9 protein-coding genes and 1 tRNA gene are annotated in these 18,759 nt (G+C 44.0%); 4 read left to right on the top strand and 6 right to left on the bottom strand.

Annotated elements, in window-relative coordinates; genetic code table 11:
- Nucleotides 1-53: 53 nt before the first annotated feature.
- From ACFW2W_RS21525 to ACFW2W_RS21510, 4 genes are all read left to right on the top strand, one after another.
- Entirely contained in the window at nucleotides 54-989 is a 936-nt protein-coding gene (locus tag ACFW2W_RS21525) for a circadian clock protein KaiA (protein WP_378182989.1), read from the top strand.
- A 105-nt stretch (nucleotides 990-1,094) separates the two neighbouring features.
- Nucleotides 1,095-1,409 (top strand): circadian clock protein KaiB, encoded by a 315-nt coding sequence (gene kaiB / locus ACFW2W_RS21520; RefSeq protein WP_378182986.1) that lies wholly within the window; start codon nucleotides 1,095-1,097, stop codon nucleotides 1,407-1,409.
- Nucleotides 1,410-1,502: 93 nt separating this feature from the next.
- The gene (gene kaiC, locus ACFW2W_RS21515) at nucleotides 1,503-3,068 is read left to right on the top strand and encodes a circadian clock protein KaiC (RefSeq protein WP_378182985.1); all 1,566 of its coding nucleotides are present in this window, start codon (nucleotides 1,503-1,505) and stop codon (nucleotides 3,066-3,068) included.
- Between the two features lie 494 nt (nucleotides 3,069-3,562).
- A complete protein-coding gene (locus ACFW2W_RS21510; RefSeq protein ID WP_378182982.1) occupies nucleotides 3,563-4,408 on the top strand; it encodes a class I SAM-dependent methyltransferase in 846 nt (281 codons plus the stop codon).
- A gap of 54 nt (nucleotides 4,409-4,462) precedes the next feature.
- Here ACFW2W_RS21510 and ACFW2W_RS21505 read toward each other — a convergent pair.
- The 6 genes from ACFW2W_RS21505 to ACFW2W_RS21480 form a co-directional block, all read right to left on the bottom strand.
- Nucleotides 4,463-4,535 (bottom strand) — tRNA-Arg (locus ACFW2W_RS21505).
- A gap of 167 nt (nucleotides 4,536-4,702) precedes the next feature.
- Nucleotides 4,703-11,764 (bottom strand): ATP-binding protein, encoded by a 7,062-nt coding sequence (locus ACFW2W_RS21500; RefSeq protein WP_378182979.1) that lies wholly within the window; start codon nucleotides 11,762-11,764, stop codon nucleotides 4,703-4,705.
- 408 nt (nucleotides 11,765-12,172) lie between these two features.
- Complete coding sequence (locus tag ACFW2W_RS21495; protein WP_378182977.1) at nucleotides 12,173-13,453, bottom strand: class I SAM-dependent methyltransferase; 1,281 nt, start codon at nucleotides 13,451-13,453, stop codon at nucleotides 12,173-12,175.
- A 456-nt stretch (nucleotides 13,454-13,909) separates the two neighbouring features.
- Nucleotides 13,910-14,836 (bottom strand): acyl-CoA desaturase, encoded by a 927-nt coding sequence (locus tag ACFW2W_RS21490; RefSeq protein WP_378182974.1) that lies wholly within the window; start codon nucleotides 14,834-14,836, stop codon nucleotides 13,910-13,912.
- Between the two features lie 115 nt (nucleotides 14,837-14,951).
- Nucleotides 14,952-16,193 (bottom strand): murein hydrolase activator EnvC family protein, encoded by a 1,242-nt coding sequence (locus ACFW2W_RS21485; protein WP_378182971.1) that lies wholly within the window; start codon nucleotides 16,191-16,193, stop codon nucleotides 14,952-14,954.
- 218 nt (nucleotides 16,194-16,411) lie between these two features.
- Nucleotides 16,412-18,613 carry an ArnT family glycosyltransferase gene (locus ACFW2W_RS21480; RefSeq protein ID WP_378182968.1) on the bottom strand — a complete coding sequence of 734 codons (2,202 nt, stop codon included), beginning with the start codon at nucleotides 18,611-18,613 and terminating at the stop codon, nucleotides 16,412-16,414.
- Nucleotides 18,614-18,759 lie beyond the last annotated feature (146 nt).

Raw genomic sequence — 18,759 nt, 5'->3', positions numbered from 1 at the left:
TCAAGACAAACAGTAATTTAATTTCTACAGTACTTAAAGTTTTGCATCCTCCGTTGTCTATTTGTACTTTTGTGCGTTCTGAGTCGCTGGCACAGTCCTTACGCGACCCATTGTGCAGCGAATCCCTGAAAGAAGCGATCGCCGTGGAACATCGCTATCTTCTGAACCAGATATTTTCCTTACCTGAGTTTTTTGACTGGGTTGAGCAGCACAAGCAGCAAATTGATTGTTTGATTTTACAAGAAGACTGGTCGTTGCGGTCACTCATCAACCGCTTGTACGAACAAGGCATACTGCTGCCAGTTGTAATTTTATCCGGGGTAACGGATGAAGCCAGTCAGAGATCAACCACCCTAGATGGGCAAGATCGCACCAGTACCGCCACGGATTCTACCCAAGTCTTGGGGAGTTATCTTTACCACCCTGGAGAAGTTTATGTACCCGTAACCCAAGCGGACAAGATTGTGCGGTTGATTGAACGGGCGATCGCTCAGTTTCTCACCCTTGCTCCCACCTGTCTCCTCCCAGATCGCTCCATCAGCATCGATGCCATCACCGAGTTGCATACTCAAAATTTTCTTATGCTACAGCAGCGACGGCTGACTGAAAAACTTAAGGAGCGATTAGGATACTTGGGTGTGTACTATAAGCGAAATCCGCAGTCTTTTTTCCGTTATCTATCCCGAACGGAAAAGCAAGAGCTTTTACAGCAACTCCGAGCAGAATACCGCAAAATTGTTCTCAGTTACTTTTCTAAAGAGAGTACACTGAATCAAACAATCGACCAATTTGTGACAACGGCTTTTTTTGCCGACATCTCTGTTTCTCAAATTGTCGAAATTCACATGGAATTAATGGATGATTTTTCTAAACAACTGCAAGTAGAGGGGCGAAGTGAAGAAGTCTTGCTGGACTATCGATTGACTTTAATTGATGTCATTGCTCACCTGTGCGAAATGTATCGCCGTTCTATTCCTAGAGAGTCATGATCCTAAGCTTTAAGCTCATCGCTTCAGGCAGATTTTGAAAAAAAACCTTAGACTTTAGACAATCCCTAATTCCCCCTCCAACACTTTCTCCCTAATGGCTAAGTTATGAGTGCGCTCAAGAAAATTTATGTTCTCAAGCTCTACGTTGCTGGAAATACTACCAATTCTGTACGAGCTTTGACAACACTCAAAAATATCCTTGAACACGAGTTTCAAGGCGTCTACGCTCTCAAAGTGATCGATGTTCTCAAAAATCCGCAACTGGCAGAGGAAGATAAAATTTTAGCCACACCGACCTTGGCGAAAGTATTACCGCTTCCTATCCGCAAAATCATCGGGGATCTTTCAGATCGGGAAAAGGTCTTGGTAGGGCTAGATATTCTCTACGAAGAACTCATTGAAGCCGAAGCGGATTTGTAAACTTTAATTCGGACTGGAGACTTTAGACTTTAAACTGTTATATGTTTCCTAGTCCGTTTCTGCAAGTAGAGCCAATTTTTTGCGACTGAAGCGATGAGTAAAACTAATCCGATTGAGCCACAAGCCGAATTGGCTCCAGTGGGAGTACAAAAAATCCGGACGATGATTGAAGGCTTCGATGATATTAGTCATGGAGGCTTACCCCTAGGGAGAACTACCTTATTCAGTGGCACTTCTGGAACTGGCAAGACATTATTTGCCGTTCAATTTCTTTACAATGGAATTGCCTATTTTGATGAACCTGGGGTATTTGTTACCTTTGAAGAATCTCCTACTGATATCATCAAAAATGCCTCCAGTTTTGGTTGGGATTTGCAACGCTTAATTGATGAAGGGAAGTTGTTTATTCTGGACGCTTCACCCGATCCAGAAGGACAGGAAGTGGTCGGTAACTTTGACCTTTCTGCCCTAATTGAGCGCATTCAGTACGCCATTCGTAAATACAAAGCCAAGCGGGTTTCTATCGATTCTGTCACCGCTGTTTTTCAGCAATATGATGCCCCTTCCGTCGTGCGGAGAGAGATTTTTCGCTTGGTAGCCCGCCTCAAACAAATTGGCGTCACTACGGTGATGACGACGGAACGTCTCGAAGAATATGGCCCGGTGGCGCGGTTCGGAGTAGAAGAGTTTGTTTCCGATAACGTGGCAATTGTCCGCAACGTTTTGGAAGGAGAACGCCGTCGCCGCACGATTGAAATTCTTAAACTTCGCGGCACCACTCACATGAAGGGGGAATACCCTTTCACCATGACCAATAATGGCATCAATATTTTCCCGCTAGGAGCGATGCGGCTCACCCAGCGTTCTTCCAATGTCCGGGTGTCTTCGGGTATCAAAACCCTCGACGAAATGTGTGGTGGTGGATTTTTTAAAGATTCTATCATTCTGGCAACGGGTGCCACGGGTACCGGCAAAACGCTTTTAGTCAGCAAATTTTTGCAAGTTGCCTGTACGAACAACGAACGTGCCATTTTGTTTGCCTACGAAGAATCTCGTGCCCAGCTGTCTCGCAACGCCTACTCTTGGGGCATTGATTTTGAGGAGATGGAACAAAAAGGATTGCTGAGAATCCTTTGCACCTATCCAGAGTCGGCTGGTTTGGAAGATCACTTGCAGATGATTAAGTCAGAAATTGCTGAATTCAAGCCGTCTCGCATTGCCATTGATTCGCTTTCGGCATTAGCACGAGGCGTCAGCAACAACGCCTTCCGGCAGTTTGTGATTGGTGTGACGGGTTATGCCAAGCAAGAGGAAATCACTGGCTTTTGTACCAATACCACAGACCACTTCATGGGTTCCCACTCGATTACAGATTCCCATATTTCCACCATTACAGACACGATTTTGATGCTGCAATATGTGGAAATTCGCGGTGAAATGTCCCGCGCTATCAATGTCTTTAAAATGCGGGGTTCGTGGCATGAAAAAGGCATCCGCGAGTACACGATTAGTGACGAGGGAGCTGAAATTAAGGATTCGTTCCGGAATTACGAACGAATTATCAGTGGTTCCCCTACTCGGATTGCGGTTGACGAAAAGAGCGAACTCTCCCGAATTGTCAGAGGGATGAGGGAAAACAGCGACGATAGAGAAAGCTAATACTTCCAGTTTGAGCATCTGGGATCTGGAAAGGCTCTATCTTTAGGCTTATATCCGAAGAAATACGCATATAAGCAATCCTATTTAAGTTGTGCGCGAGTATTCGCCTTAGTGTAGAGACGCGATTAATCGCGTCTCTACAGGGGTTCGCAAATCATTGAGGATTGCTATATAAGCATTTTCTTACCCACAATTGGAGTGCGGTCATTTTTCCTAATGTTTTAAACGGTTAAATCGTCTGGAAGCCTTGATTTTATTGAGAATTTCAGGCTTCTTTACACAAACTTTATAATTCTGCGGTCAGTTCGCTACTTATTTAAAGCTTAAATAAAGATAAGCTCTAACCCGTAGCAATATTTTTGAAGGAAAGATTAAATATAAGGAACGCCTATCCGCATATTTACGGAGTTACCCGATCTTTAAGGCTGGGGGACTGAAGAATACAAAGTAGTCGCTTTCATCTGACCACAGCCGAGGGGAGGAGATTGAGTCAAATGCTGACCTTAAAAAAAGCTCAACTTCAGTTAAACAATTTTCAACTGCTCAATGAGATATTTTTCCCCAAAAACTATGAAGCTGATTCCAGATTGAATCTTAAGCAAATCTGGGAGAAAGCTGCACTGCAATGGGAACAAACCGCCGCTTCTATAGAAACTCCTAGAGAAATTTGGGAGAATATTCCGACAGGCAAACATTTTGATTCTATTTTGGATCTGGGTTGTGGATATGGCAGACATGCTGCTTATCTTTCAAAACAAAAAAAAATTACCTGCAATCAGTATTACGGAATAGATATTTCCGAAAATCTGCTGCGTCGGATGCTGACATTTAATAAGGCATACAATTTATTCTCTTCAACGGATTTTTCTTTGATTTGTATGCCAATGGGTCAGTTGCCCTTTGAGGACAATTCAATAGAATTTGTAATCTCAAGTAGTGTTTTTCTTCACCTGGAAAAACAACAACTTAGAAAGAACCTGGGAGAAATTGCTCGTGTCATCAAGCCAGGGGGAGTTTTTATTTTTGAGGATTTATTTTACAACCGATACTGTCCGGCAAATATCCTGGATAACGTTTTGAGGAAAGTGAGGAAATCTGGACTCAATTTAGCCGATTTAAAGCAATACTCCTGGCGGGAAATCAACTGGCTGCTGAAAAATTCCCAACTATCGCAAAAATGCCCCCAATATACGATAAAACCCCATAAACCTGCCTTGCTGCCAGAACAACTGAGGGGAGTTGGGATTCCTGCTACGCCAGATATCGATCGGGAAAGGAATCCTCCCAAGTTTTTGAAAGGACTTTTGGCGAGTGGTTATCGCGTTTACTCTAAAGGTTAAAGGTAAAGGCTAGATGAGAGACGCGATCGCGCCTCTCCATTTTAGGGCTTTAAACGAGCATGGAGGGATTCGAACCCCCGACCCTCAGAACCGGAATCTGATGCTCTATCCACTGAGCTACATGCCCTAATAACTTGAATAGTATAACATTTTTCGGTATTTAGCAATTCGGACATTCCGGATGTTGTTACTTTACGGTAAATTGGTCAGCGATTGGGCGATGCCTATCAAAGAGAATGATTAGGCTTGCACCTGACGCCAGAAGCGTTCATTTTGATTGCCCCCTAGTCTACATCAGCCCTTTTTTTGTTGCTGAATTGGAATCTCTATCATAAACTCTACGCCCTGTAAAGGTGATGAAACACAGCGAATCTGTCCGCCGTGACGCTCCACCACAATAGAGTAGCTAATAGACAATCCCAAACCAGTGCCAGCCCCCACCGGCTTCGTCGTAAAGAAGGGGTCAAATATCTTCTTTTGCACTTCTTCGGTCATGCTAGGCCCATTATTACCAATCCGGATTGCGACCCGACCCTCCTCTACAATGGAGGTGCGAACCCAAATCGTAGGTGATTGTTCATCGTTCATTGTTGATTGTTCATTGCCATTAGTCGTGAACGATGAACCATGAACCTCTTCTAAGGCATCAATTGCATTACTGAGAATATTCATAAATACCTGATTCAACTGACCTGCGTAACAGGTCACTTTAGGCAGGCGAGCGAATTCTTTAATCACCTCAATCCCCAATCGGTTTTTCTGGGGTTTGAGTCGATGCTGCAAAATTAACAAGGTGGATTCAATGCCTGAATGAATATCTACTGGCTTCATTGCTGCTTCATCCAAGCGCGAGAAGTTTCTCAATGACAGCACAATAGATTGGATGCGTTCTGCCCCTACCTGCATAGAAGATAAGATTTTTGGGAAGTCTTCTTTCAAATATTCCAATTCAATTGTCTCAATCTCTCGCTGAATTTCTGGAACTGGATTGGGGTAAAACTGCTCATACATCTGTATAAGATTGAGCAAGTCTCGCGCATATTCATTTGTAGGGGCAAGATTGCCGTAAATAAAATTGACTGGGTTGTTAATTTCATGGGCTACTCCCGCCACCAGTTGCCCAATACTAGACATTTTTTCCGCCTGAATCAGCTGGGCTTGGGTGCGTCGCAATGCGCTTAAAGTGAGTTCTAGCTGTTGCGCTTTCTCCCGTTCTCGCGCTTCTGCTTGCCGCAGCGCCTCCAGATTAGATAGCTGAAGATGAAGGTTGATCCGAGCCAAAAGTTCATTCTTCGAGATTGGTTTAATTAGATAATCGTTGGCACCAGACTTAAATCCTTCTACCAGGTCTGATACTTGATTTTTGGCAGTTAACATCAAGATGGGCAGTTCGTTAAGCAAATACTGTTCGCGGATTTTCTGGCAAACTTCATAGCCGGTCATGCGCGGCATCATCAAATCCAATAAAATGATGTCAGGTCTTAGCCCCTGCGCGATCGCTGCCAATGCTTCCATGCCATTGAAGGCTTGGGTTAAGGAATAGTTTTGCCCCGATAGATAGTTAACCAGCACCTGCACGTTAACTGGCTCATCATCCACTATCAAAATATTGATGTCGCCACTTTGGGTTACAAGTTGCTGTTTAGCAGGTTGCAAATTAGTAGGTTGCAAGTTGCCAAGTTGAGGCTGCAATTCTTCAACCTTCAATTCTTCTTCAATCTTCAACTCTTTTGAGAACGGCAGGGTAAACGTAAATCGCGAACCAACACCCATTTTGGATTCTACGCGAATTTCTCCATTGTGCAATTCTACTAGCTTTTTGGTGATAGCAAGACCAAGACCAGTCCCCCCATAAATTCTTGCTGTTGAGCCATCAGCTTGTTCAAAAGATTCAAAGATTTTGCCAAATTTCTCTGGGGGGATACCAATTCCCGTATCGGCAACGGTAATCGCTAGATAAGGTACATACGCAGGGTCAAAGAAATCTTTCTTTTCTCCCTCCTCGACCACAGATGCCGACACTTCTACTACACCAGAATCTGTAAATTTAATGGCATTGCCGACCAGGTTGTAGAGAATTTGTTGCACCCGATCTTCATCAACATTAACAGCTGGTGTATTTGGAGAAATTTTATTTATCAGATGTAAAGATTTTTTACCAATTAGAGGTTGGCTAAGAGTCAGCACCACATTGGTAATTTCTCTCATTCCCACGGACTTGATTTTAAGCGCTAGATTTCCATGTTTCAGTTTAGAAAAATCAAGAATGTCGTTGATCAAATTGGATAGTCGGTGAGCGCTCGATACTACCATCGATAGATTAAAAATCGTCTTTTCAGGCAAATGTCCCGTTACACCATCAATAAGAGATTCGGCGATGCCAATGATGCCATTAAGCGGGGTGCGGAGTTCGTGAGAGGTATTTGCCAGAAACTCGTCTTTTAACTCCTCCATCCGTTTGCGTTCGGTAATGTCTTGGAACCCGCTAAGCATTGCTTGCTCGCCGTTGAACGCAATTGGCTGAATGGATAAATTGATCCACAATGGCGTTCCGTCTACCTTTTTTATCTGAAATTCGTAGTTGCGAACGTACCCATTTTTAGCTAGTACCTTCAGAAACCCTTTTCGAGCATCAGAATCGTAATGGAACTCTTGTGCCTGACGACCTATCAATTCCTGAGTGGGTAGACCCAAAGTTGAGCTACACGCCATGTTTGCATACAGAATCTTGCTATCAGATACACGACTAATCAGTAGAGGAATCGGAGTAGTTTCGGCAATCAATCGAAATCGCTCTTCGCTTTCGCGTAAGCGATCTTCTGCCTGCTTGCGCTCGTCAATTTCTTGCTTGAGGTCAGCATTTAATGCTGTCATCTCATCATAGAGTTTGGCATTTTCTAGAGAGATAGCAATTTGAGATGACAGCATTTCTAAAACTTTCAGCCGATCTGGTGTAAAAGCATTAGTGGTCAGATTGTTTTCGAGATAAAGCAGACCAATCAGATGCGTTTGCTTAATAATCGGAAGACATAAGATAGATTTAGGATGATGTTGTAAAACGTAAGGATCTGATTTAAATAAGCCTTGGTTAGTGGCATCGTTTAAAACCAAATTTTTCTTCGTTCTTTTCACATAATTGACAATAGCAGGGGAAACCTTTTGACTGGATTCCACGGGAATAAATTGGAGAACTGTTACCTCAGCCCGATCGACTTCTCCCTCAGCAGCGATCGCTAAGTTGCCCGATTCTTCCAAAATGAGAAAGCCTTTCTGCGCTCCAGCATTCTCAATCACAATTTTCATTAATTTTTCTAGCAACTTGTCTAAAACGATTTCACTGGCTAAGGTTTGGCTGGCTTTCACGACTGTCGTTACATCCAACAATCCCGAATCGCTGCCAGTACTAGAGGAAATCATGTTGCTCGGACACCCAGTTTTGCCGGTTGCAGATACCCCGGAAAAGAACTGCGGATATTTTTCTTCCACATCATTAACTTTAGCGATCGCGCCCCATTTAAGATAGCCATAGTGAGCTTCCATAATATGGGCTTTTGCCAGCACGGTGTATCCTTTAGCGAGAAAAAACTTTGCCGCTAGTTCATTGGCTATCGCTTCGTTCTGGATATAATCGTTTTCTCTAGCTGAGTTAATTGACTTTTCATATAAATCCAGAGCCTCCCCATCTTTGCCGGTAATCCGCGCTATTTCAGCAGACATTAGTAAATATTTGTGTAAAAAGTTGTCTGGGCAAGCTTCAGACCACTTCCTCATCTTTTCTAGATTTATCAATAGATTTTCCATTGCCTGCTCTTTGTCTGCTTCCAGCAAAGTAGGATAAAGAGCTGCTTGGATTAAAGTAGAATAAAAATAATGTTCCGGTATCATGATAGTAGCAAAGGGAATCGAGATTAGTGTTTCCCCTTGTGCGATCGCTTTCATCGCATCAGCATATTTTTCGTATAAATAAAGTAGCTGAGCCTTCAAAATACAATAAGTAACATAAAGAGCTGGGACTTTTTTTAATTCATCCCAATGCTCTTCTTCTTTAAAATTATCATCATTGAAACTGGTTTTTTCTTCTGTTTCTCCTTTTAGACTTAAAGCAAACTTCTGTATGACTAAAAAAATATCGACAAAAGAGCGTATTTTCTTCTTTGATGAAAATTCTAAATATTTTTGAACTTCTTGATAAACTTCATCCAAATTATCTCCCTTAAATACTAATTTAACAGCTCGGTAGTAAGCTGAATAAGTAGCCCATTGAAAATCACCAATTTCAATTCCGTCCTGAAAACCATTTTTTAGATATCCCTCGCAATCTGTCCTCAAATGATTTTTCCAGTGACTAATGTACGAACCGAAAATCATGTTAAGTTTACATTTAAAGGTTATATTATTAAATTTTTCATTAACTTTTAAGCCTAATTCACCAAATTGATAAGCTGCTTCAAATTCATCTCTTCCTGCCAGAGTCCATCCATAAGACATATAGGCAAAAGAAGTGACATTTGAATTGCCAGATTTTAAGGAAATATTAACCATTTTTAACATTATTGAATCAAATATATGCTTGCCGATAAATCGGGCAGGTGGAGTCATATTTATAAGAATCTTTGTAGCAGCTACTTTCTCCAGATCGGTCATATCTGGCGCATCAATTAAATCTTTAACCTCTCTCCCTGCCAGATTAACTTTAACGTTTTGAGTTTCAGCTTTTATTAGTTTTTTTAGTTCCTCTTCACCATCGGGAAGGTCGATCCCAAATAATCTCAATCCTGCTTTACCGATTTCAATAGCTTCTTTAGTTTTCATCAAGTTGGTCGTATATATAATGATTTTCATGATATATACGCTTGCCTTTTCCAAGTTTGATGCAGCTTTATTTAAAATAATGTCAAAGAATCTTTCGCATTCATCAATATTTCCGTTCAGATATTCGCATTCTGCGCGTTCTTTATAAAGAGATAATGTTAACAGATACTGGAATTCCCAGTCATTATCTGAAAGCAGTTCCATTCCGGCAGTTATATATTTTAATGCAGGTTCAAAAGCTGTGGATAGCTTGGCTTTTTTACCAGCGGTTAGATTTAAATTTGCTAGTTCATATCTTTCATTTTGGTTAGTTATGATGTCCTTGCCGCAATTAAGCTGATTAACTACATCAAAAATTTTTTCTTCTAGTTCTTGTCGAGCTGTATTTCTAAGTAATAGCTGACCTACTTTGAGATGAACCTGTTGTTTATCAGTTTCTGGGATTAAGGAATAAACTGCCTGCTGTACGCGGTCATGTAGAAATTTGTAAGAAACTGCTAAATCATCATTGAGAGAAGTATTTAAATTATCTTCTAAATAAGATTGAACGTATTTATATGCATTACCAATTGGTATAATTAGTCCTTCCTTAAGGGCTTCCCGAAGTTCAACAGATGTTTGTACCTGAGACTTTTCATTAACAATCGATAAAACTCTTAAATTGAATTCGTTGCCAATACAAGCTGCGAGTTTTAGAGCTTTCTGAGTAGGATGGGAAAGTTTTTTAATTTTTATTACCATTAATTCAACTACATTATCCGTGATCTGCATTCCTCGAATTTGTTCAAGCTCCCACTGCCAACATCCCTGGTTTAAGTCAAAATTAAACAAGTTCTCTTCGTAAAGAGATTTTAAAAACTGAGTTAAAAAGAAGGGATTGCCATTCGTTTTATTAAAAACTAACTCTGCTAACGAATTTAATTTTTCTGGTTCAGATTTAAGCGTATCGGCAATCAGTGAATTTACATTTCTAAGAACTAAAGAGTGCAGAGATATATTATTCACCGCAATATCGCTCTTTTTAATTTCATCCAAGGTCAGCATCAAAGGATGAGTTGCACTCACTTCATTATTTCGGTAAGCCCCAATCATGAGTAAGTATTTACTATCCGGATCGGTCATTAACAGATAAATTAATTTTAATGAGGCTGAATCTGCCCATTGTAAGTCATCCAGAAATAAGACTAGGGGATGGTCTTTTGTAGTAAAAACACTGAGGAACTTTTGAAAAACTAAATTCAATCGATTTTGGGCTTCTGCTGGAGCAAGTTCTGGAACTGGCGGCTGTTTGCCGATAATCAGTTCCACTTCAGGAATTACATCAATAATGACTTGACCGTTGCAACCAAGAGATTCTAATACTTGTGCTTTCCAAAGCTCTATTTTTTCTTCACTTTCTGTTAAAAGTTGCCGAACTAATTCTTGAAAAGCTTGAATTAGGGAAGCATAGGGAATATTTCGTTTAAATTGGTCAAATTTGCCAGAAATAAAATAACCCCTTTGCCGCACAATTGGTTTATGAATTTCATTTACTAAAGCTGATTTACCAATTCCAGAAAAGCCAGAAACCAGCATCATTTCAGTCGAGCCAAAGCTGGCTCTTTCAAAAGCTGCCATTAGAGAAGCAATTTCGGAGTCTCGACCATAAAGTTTTTGTGGGATTTGAAATTTATCGGAGATATCGTGTCTACCTAGTGGGAAGTTGTTAATCTTTCCAGTACTTTCTAGATGAGTTAGACAAATATCCAGGTCAGCCTTGAGTCCAAAAGCGCTTTGATAGCGGTCTTCAGCGTTTTTAGATAATAACTTCATCACGATGTCAGACACCGCTGGCGGAATGTTTGGATTCAGATGCTGGGGTGGAATTGGAAGGCTGGCAATATGACAGTGAACTAACTCCATCGGATCGTTGGATTGAAAAGGCACCCTTCCAGTTAGCATTTCGTAAAAGGTGATGCCTAAGGAATAAAAGTCGGTACGATAATCAATTGAGCGATTCATCCTCCCCGTTTGCTCTGGTGATATGTAGGCAAGAGTGCCTTCTAGCAAATTGGGATTGCCAATCATCTGGTTTTCTCTGGACAGACGCGAGGCAATGCTAAAATCGGTAATTTTTACCAATCCTGTATCAGGATTAATAATGATATTTTGAGGCTTAATATCCTTGTGAATAATGTTGTTTTGATGTAACTGACTAATTGTTTCTGAAACATGAATAATTATTTGGATTGTTTTCTTTAAGCTAATTTGATTTTTTGAAAGAAAATTTTGTAGCGAATCTCCTCCAAAATCTTCCAAAATCAAAAACCAATATTGATTATATTTTTCCAGCTCTAAAGGTTTAACGATTCCTGAGATAGGTAAATCGTAAGCAATTTCATATTGATGTTTAAGCTTAGCAATTTCGGTGAGAGCTGGATACTCTTGCCGAAGACTCTTAACAATAACAGGTTGCTCGTTATGATGGCGATACCCTCGATAAACAACTGTTTTTGTTCCTTCGTAAATTTTTGATAGGATTGTATAATCTGGAATATTTAGCATAATTTGGTTTGTGTTTCAACTGGCAACTAGAGTCAATTACAGTGTTTTACTGGGCAGGAATGTGCAGGGGGATTTATACAGTAATCGTTCGCCAAAGTGCGTGGTTGATAACCAGGCTACAAATGTTGCTATTAGCCTGCGGTTGGTATAAGTTTAGTCACAGAAGTAATGGCGCAGACTAAATTTAAACGGGGAATCAGTGTAAGGACTTGCGTATTTAAATGTTCAGTCTGCTGGCAACACAGCGTCAGAATCGCCGATTCTGACGCTGTGTTGCCTGAAAAACAATCCAGCTTTGCTGTTTTCTGGGCATAGTGGTCTACCAATGCGGTGAGGATTCTGATTGTGCAGATTGACTGTGGCATCACAACCGTCAATCTGCACTAGAAAAAAGCAATATTAAAACTCTTAATATAACCAATCTTTACGGGTAAGCGGCAAATTCCAAGCTTTATCTGCTCGTCGCTGCAATAGGACTTGATAAATCCCCATGTGGTTCCGTTCAAAGGCAAGAGCGAAACCAATGAGATAGAGCCGCCATAATCGTACTTTACGTTCGCTGCTGAGGGCGATCGCTTGCTCCATCGCTGCATCCAGATTAGCCGCCCAACAGCGCATTGTTTTGGCGTAGTGCATCCGCCAAGCATCAACATCGACAATTTCCCATCCCGTCTCTTCGGCGGCTGCTAAAGAACCGGACAGCCTGGACAGCTCTCCATCCGGGAAGATATAACGTTGAACAAAGCGCTCGTTGAGGCTGGAACCGTCCCATTTTTCTGAGGCGGTGATGCCGTGATTGAGAAACAAACCTCCAGGCTTCAGGGCAGATAAGGCACTCTGAAAATAAATCGGGTAGTTTTTAATTCCGACGTGTTCAACCATCCCAACCGAAACAATTTTGTCATAGGTTGGCGTTTGGGGTAAGTTGCGATAGTCGAGAAGCTCGACTTTTAGCTGTGTGTCCAAACCTTCTTTCTCGATCGCTTGTTGGTTAAAAGCCAGCTGCTCTTTACTCAAAGTAATGCCATATCCCTTCACTCCGTAATGAGTTACAGCCCAGCGTAGCAAAGCTCCCCAGCCACAGCCAATATCTAATAAATATTCACCTGGTTTTAATTGGAGTTTACGGCAGATCAAATCGAGCTTTGCCTGCTGAGCTTCTGGGAGGCTCATCTGGGGATGTTCAAAATAGGCACAAGAATAGACGAGTAAAGGATCGAGCCAAAGACGGTAAAAATCATTGCCGACATCATAGTGATATTGAACAACTGCCGAGTCGCGATCGCGGCTATGAGTGATTAATTTCTGCCAAGATGATTTCTCTTGCAGCGATAAAGGCAATTGGGGTAAACTCAGCGCTTCCATCCAAGCTTTTATGGCTTTGCTGCGATCGCTCTGGGAAAAGGAAAGCGTTTCTAAGAGCATCAGATCGTCGATGTTGCCTGTAAAATCCAAAAAGCCCTGAAGATAAGCTTCTACTAGAACCAAAGGATCTTGGCTCAGAATTAGAGTCCGGATGACTCCGGGATGATGAATCTGCAAAGTGAGTTGAGGAAGCGAGTCATCAACTGTGCCATTGTTCAGTATCTTGTCTGTCCCCCAGCAATCAATGCAGAATTTCAGAGGCAGTAGAGAAAACATTTCACTCAAGATATCTCGGATGCTGGTAGGAACAGAAGAGTACAACATGGTTGATGAAAGCGTGTTAGTGGTTATGTATCAGTAGCAATTTGGGATTTTGGATTCGCTATCCAACTGTGAGGCGACCTTAGCCTAACGATGTATAGCAACAACGCCGAAATGGTACTGAGGATCAGTTATCAACTCAGCACCATTTAATATCTACAGACGAATAACCACTAATCACTAACACCGCGTGCAAATTTTTCCACACCTGTCAATCGCAGGCGAGACTACTGCGCTCTTCGCAGATTCGCAAAATTTTACTTACATAAACACGGCGGTAGAAAATAAACCTAATTTGTGGAGGCAGGTAATCTCCCTAAACTTAGGGGCATGGCAATGCCGTGTCTTTCGGATGTCAGGGTGTAACCCCTCCTAACAACGCCTGACAACTAAAAAATGTTGTCAGGCGTTTTTACCAAAATGAGATGCTTTCAGTGGCTAATGGGTCAAATTTACCAACTATCCAACTGAAGAAGTGATGCTTTTGAGTTCGATTTCGCTTGAGGATGGAACTTTGACATTCCAGACAAGCCCTAGACGATTGAGGGCGACGATACCCAGCCAACCCAAATCAAGTTGCCACCATCTGAGTCCAAACTTTGCCGAGTGCTGGAAGGCATGGTGGTTATTGTGCCATCCTTCACCGAGGGTCATAATGGCGACGAAAAGGTTGTTCTTACTTTGATCGTCTGTGGGAAATTGGCGTTTTCCCAAAAGGTGGCAGACTGAGTTGACGCTGAAAGTAAATTGATGCAAGAGGAAAATCCGGATACCTCCTCCCCAGATTAAGCCTCTCAATGCTCCCGACCACGACCCGGTTAAGACTCCACCCAGAAGCGTCGGGATTAACAGAGAAAGTAGCACCCAGAGGATGTAGAGTTGGTCGATTTTTTGGACAACATTGTCACGATTGAGATCCGAGACATAGGGGTATGGAGGCGTCCAATCGACGTTCAGCAGCCAGCCAGTATGGGCGTGCCAAAAGCCTTGAACCACCGACAAAAACCCTTCTCCGTGAAGATTTGGTGAGTGGAAGTCTTGTTGGGTATCTGAGTAGAGGTGATGACAGCGATGGTGACTCACCCAGCTAATGACTGGACCTTGACCTGCCATGCAGCCAGCGATCGCTAAAAAGGCACGCACAAATGCCCCTGCCTGAAAGGCACGATGGGTGAAAAACCTGTGATACCCCACAGTGATGCCAAAGAAAGTCAGGGCGTACATTCCTACCAGTAGACTCAGATCCAGCGGCTGGACCCCACGTTCCCAGAAGATGATAGCCAGGGTCGCAGCGATAAATCCCAACAGAGGCAGGGCGACGACGATGACATTCAGCGTTTTCTGAAAATTGCTGATTTTAGAAGGATTGGAGAAAGAGATTGACACTTGCTTGGTTGAAATAGAATACTCGCTCAATAAAACTAAGAATATCTGATTGTTTGCCGTTAAATTCCTGGAAAATTGTCCAGTTTAGAGCTGATGGAAGTCCGCTTTCAGTGCGCTAAAGGAAACTGATGGGGTCTACGGGTGTGCCATTTTTACGAACTTCAAAGTGGAGATGGGGGCCAGTCGAAAAGCCGGTAGAACCAACCGCCGCGATCGCATCTGCTCGGCTTACGGATTGTCCTTCCGAAACATAGAGTTCGCTGGTGTGACCGTATAAGGTGGTGATGCCGTTGCCGTGGTCGATGATTACCGCCTTCCCGTAACCTCCATACCATCCGGCAAAAATTACCTCTCCGCTGTTGGCGGCGCGGATAGTGCTGCCATAACTTGCCCCAAAGTCAAGACCGGAATGGAAACGGCGGTAGCCCAGAATTGGGTGGACTCGCCAACCAAAGTTGCTAGTAATTCCCGCATCGCTAGGGTAGCTGAAGATACCCGTGCCGCGAAGAATCTCGCTACCGCGAAGAATGGCTTTGCTAGCTGCCGCCTCTCTTTCTCTTTTTGCCTTCGCTTGGGCAACTCGTTTTTGGATGAGAGTGCTAATCCCTTCGGAATCAATCGCCAAAACGTTCTCAGCTGCTTCTAAGGCTTGCCGGTTGGTATTCAGGCGTTGAATGAGCTGCTGCTGCGCCTGTGTCTGAGCTTCAAATTCGGCTTTTTGTGCGAGCAATTGTTGGGTAATCAGGGCAATTTGGTTTTTCTGCTGTTCGATCTCGGTTTTTTGGTGGTTGATTTGGTCGGCTTCCGCCTTCAAGTTTTTCAAGATTTGTTGGTCGGCTTGAAACACCAATTTGATCTGGCGACGCCGGTCAGAAAATTGACTGAGATTTTGGCTGGCTAGCAGAATTCCCCATCCTTGGTGAGATAGCTGCTGGCGTTGCAGGAAACGCAAACGGGCGACGGTGGCGGCTTGCTTTTGTTGATAAGAGCGTTCCGCGATCGCCAGATCCTCTTGCAACATCTTTAATTCCTGAGCGGCTCGTTGTAATTGATACTGGTAGTCATTGAGCTGGGTGCCCGTTAATTCCAGGTTTTGCTGCAAGCCACTGAGTTGTCCCTGCGCGGCTTTTTGGAGTTTTGATAAGCGATCGCTTTCTTTGGAATAATTAGACCGCTGCCGATCCAGTTGTTGCTGCATCTGTCGCAGCGTTTCAACTGTGACGGGTGGCGGCGATGGTGAATCTTCCGCTAGCACCGGCATTGCTAGCAAAAGCCAAAGGAAAATTAGGCAACAAACAACCGGCAACCAGCACTGATGCCCAAAATTTTTCCTTTTTCCTGAAAATGGTGCTTTCATCCTTTCAAACTCAGTCGTGCCAAAACGCCGAATTTCATCATGATGACACCAGAAATTTTATTCACCTATCTTAGTCCGCTTGCTGAACTAGCATTCCCCAACCCCTCTCTACCCCCAACCCCTCACCGAAAAGCGAGGGCGGGGTTGGACGTGAGGTCTTCTCATCATGGGCAATTATCCGGGCTTGATATTACTGCAAGCTGCGGCAGTTGAACAATTTAGCTAGAGTGTCGATGCTGGACACTGGCGACGATTTGTTTTGATACCCGAATCAGCTGATAGGCACCGGCTTTGCCTAAATTTTGGTATTGATTGGGCTGTAGTTTTGTGTTCTCTAAATATCTAGGCTCGGTCAAAATCAGTACCGAAGTTGGCTTGGGCTGAGTAGCCGCGATCGCTTCAATATATTCCATTGCTGAGCCAACTCTGGCAAAATAATTCACCGGGCGCTGCGTGTAAAATACAACACTCGGTTTTTTGAAACCAATCATCAATATGGCTTCCCCTGGCTGCTGGACTTGGGCGATCCGTGCCGATAATTCCCGCAGTGGCAACTGACGTGCTTGATCCATCATCAAGTAGGCAGGCGTTACCACAAAGATGATAAAAGCCATAAATCCGATGAGATTCGGACTCCACAGCCAACGCCACCGCCGTCGCAGCAGCAACAGCCCTGCCCAAACAGCAGTTACCGCCCAGATGATGCCTCCCCGCACCGTCAAACCGGATCGTTGAACCATTTGGCGCAGATCGGGCACGGCAGGGTCATATCCTAAGAAGTTTGGGCTGTATAGAATCGCGCCCGCCAGGACTGCTAAAAACACTACATTGACAACGCCGCTCCAAAACAAAGGACTGAGGGATGAGGGATGAGGACTGAGGGGAGAGGGCTGAGGACTGAGGGATGAGGGAAGAGGACTGAGGGATGAGGGATGAGGACTGAGGGATGAGGGAAGAGGACTGAGGGATGAGGGAAGAGGACTGAGGGATGAGGGATGAGGACTGAGGGATGAGGGCTGAGGACTGAGGGATGAGGGAAGAGGACTGAGGGGAGAAGAAGACTGAGTGGGGAATTCTCCTTCTGGCTTCTTAACTCCTAATTCTTGACTCCTGACTTCTTCTTCCTCAGTCCTGAGTCCTGTCACCTCAGTCCTCGAACTGACTTCTTCCTCTCTCCTCAGTCCTCTCTCCTCAGTCCTCAGTCCTCTCCCCTCAGTCCTGAGTCCTCTCTCCTCAGTCCTCAGTCCTCTCCCCTCAGTCCTCAATTGGTCGCTGAACAAAAGTGCCACCAGAATTCCTGCTGCTGGCATTAAAGGCAGCACATAGCTGGGGAGTTTTGTCACCGCAACGGTGAAGAAGCCAAAGATCCCGGCAAACCAAAACAGAGCAAATAAACCTAAATGAGTGGAACGGGGGGAGTCACGCCATTTGCTACGCTGCCAAAAACGGAGGCGGGCGATCGCTACCGGCAAATAAATTGACCAAGGCGCAAAACCCAGCAGCACCACCAGGAAGTAAAAATACCAGGGTGCCCAGTGATGATTAACAACGCCAGTGAAGCGTTCCAAGTTGTGATAACCAAAAAACTTATTAACGTAGTTTTCGCCGTTCCGCAAAATCACCAAAACATACCAAGGCACTGCCAAAACCAAGACCAGTGCCAAGCCTCGAATCGGGAACATCTCCCGTAACACTTCCCTAGCCTTGCCCAGGTAAAGCAGAAAAGCCCCGATAATCAGAACGGGTAATACAATGCCGACCGGCCCTTTCGTCAGAATCGCCAAGGCAACTAGCAGGTAGAAAGCTAGATACCAACGAGTTTGGATGGCGGGTTGGTTGGTGTGGACATAGCCAAGAAAAAAAGAAAGTAGCGCACAACCCACGCAGCCCGTCAGCAGCATATCTGAGACGCCTGTGCGTCCCCAGACAATCATTTCTGGATTCAGAGCGATCGCGGCTGCACCCAGCAAAGCTGATAGCCACAACTGACGTCGCCGCGTCCCATCCCTTACTTGCCCCGTCGCCGCACTAGGAGAAGGCAGCCCATAGTAGCGCAACGTATAGAAGCTTAACCCTGTCACAGCGATCGCAGACAGCGCTGAAGGCAGTCGCACCGCCCATTCATTGACGCCAATCAGTTTATAAGCGATCGCCATCAGCCAGTAAACTAACGGCGGCTTATCAAAGCGCGTCTCCCCATTAAAATATGGTGTAATCCAATCTCCTGTCACCGTCATCTGGCGGGCAGCTTCAGCAAACAGCGGCTCAGTTTCATCAACCAGACCGATATTCCCTAAATTCCACACAAAAGCCAGCCAGCAAACCACCAGCACCCACAGAATCGATAGCGCCAGCACGTTGGGATGCTTCTGGCAAGATTTCCACCAACTTCTAACCGTTCGATTAACCCTAAATTTCATGAACCCCCGAACCGTCCGTCAGTAATGGGCAACCTCACCCATGCATTTTCCCAGACCTTAATCTAGCTGGAAATGCAACACCAGCGCACCCATTGCAGGATGTCATGACTCCCGCCTACCCAGCAGCATTTCCTGACTCTGACAAA

Origin of the sequence: Coleofasciculus sp. H7-2, from assembly GCF_042747725.1 — a bacterium.
Classification (GTDB): Bacteria; Cyanobacteriota; Cyanobacteriia; order Cyanobacteriales; family FACHB-T130; genus FACHB-T130.
This window is presented reverse-complemented; position numbering and strand designations above follow the sequence as displayed.

Excerpts from the sequence above, each read along its gene's own strand:
- kaiC (WP_378182985.1), top strand. The coding sequence starts at position 1,503 with ATGAGTAAAACTAATCCGATTGAGCCACAAGCCGAATTGGCTCCAGTG.
- ACFW2W_RS21500 (WP_378182979.1), bottom strand. The coding sequence starts at position 11,764 with ATGCTAAATATTCCAGATTATACAATCCTATCAAAAATTTACGAAGGA.
- kaiB (WP_378182986.1), top strand. The coding sequence starts at position 1,095 with ATGAGTGCGCTCAAGAAAATTTATGTTCTCAAGCTCTACGTTGCTGGA.
- ACFW2W_RS21510 (WP_378182982.1), top strand. The coding sequence starts at position 3,563 with ATGCTGACCTTAAAAAAAGCTCAACTTCAGTTAAACAATTTTCAACTG.
- ACFW2W_RS21485 (WP_378182971.1), bottom strand. The coding sequence starts at position 16,193 with ATGAAAGCACCATTTTCAGGAAAAAGGAAAAATTTTGGGCATCAGTGC.
- ACFW2W_RS21495 (WP_378182977.1), bottom strand. The coding sequence starts at position 13,453 with ATGTTGTACTCTTCTGTTCCTACCAGCATCCGAGATATCTTGAGTGAA.
- ACFW2W_RS21480 (WP_378182968.1), bottom strand. The coding sequence starts at position 18,613 with ATGAAATTTAGGGTTAATCGAACGGTTAGAAGTTGGTGGAAATCTTGC.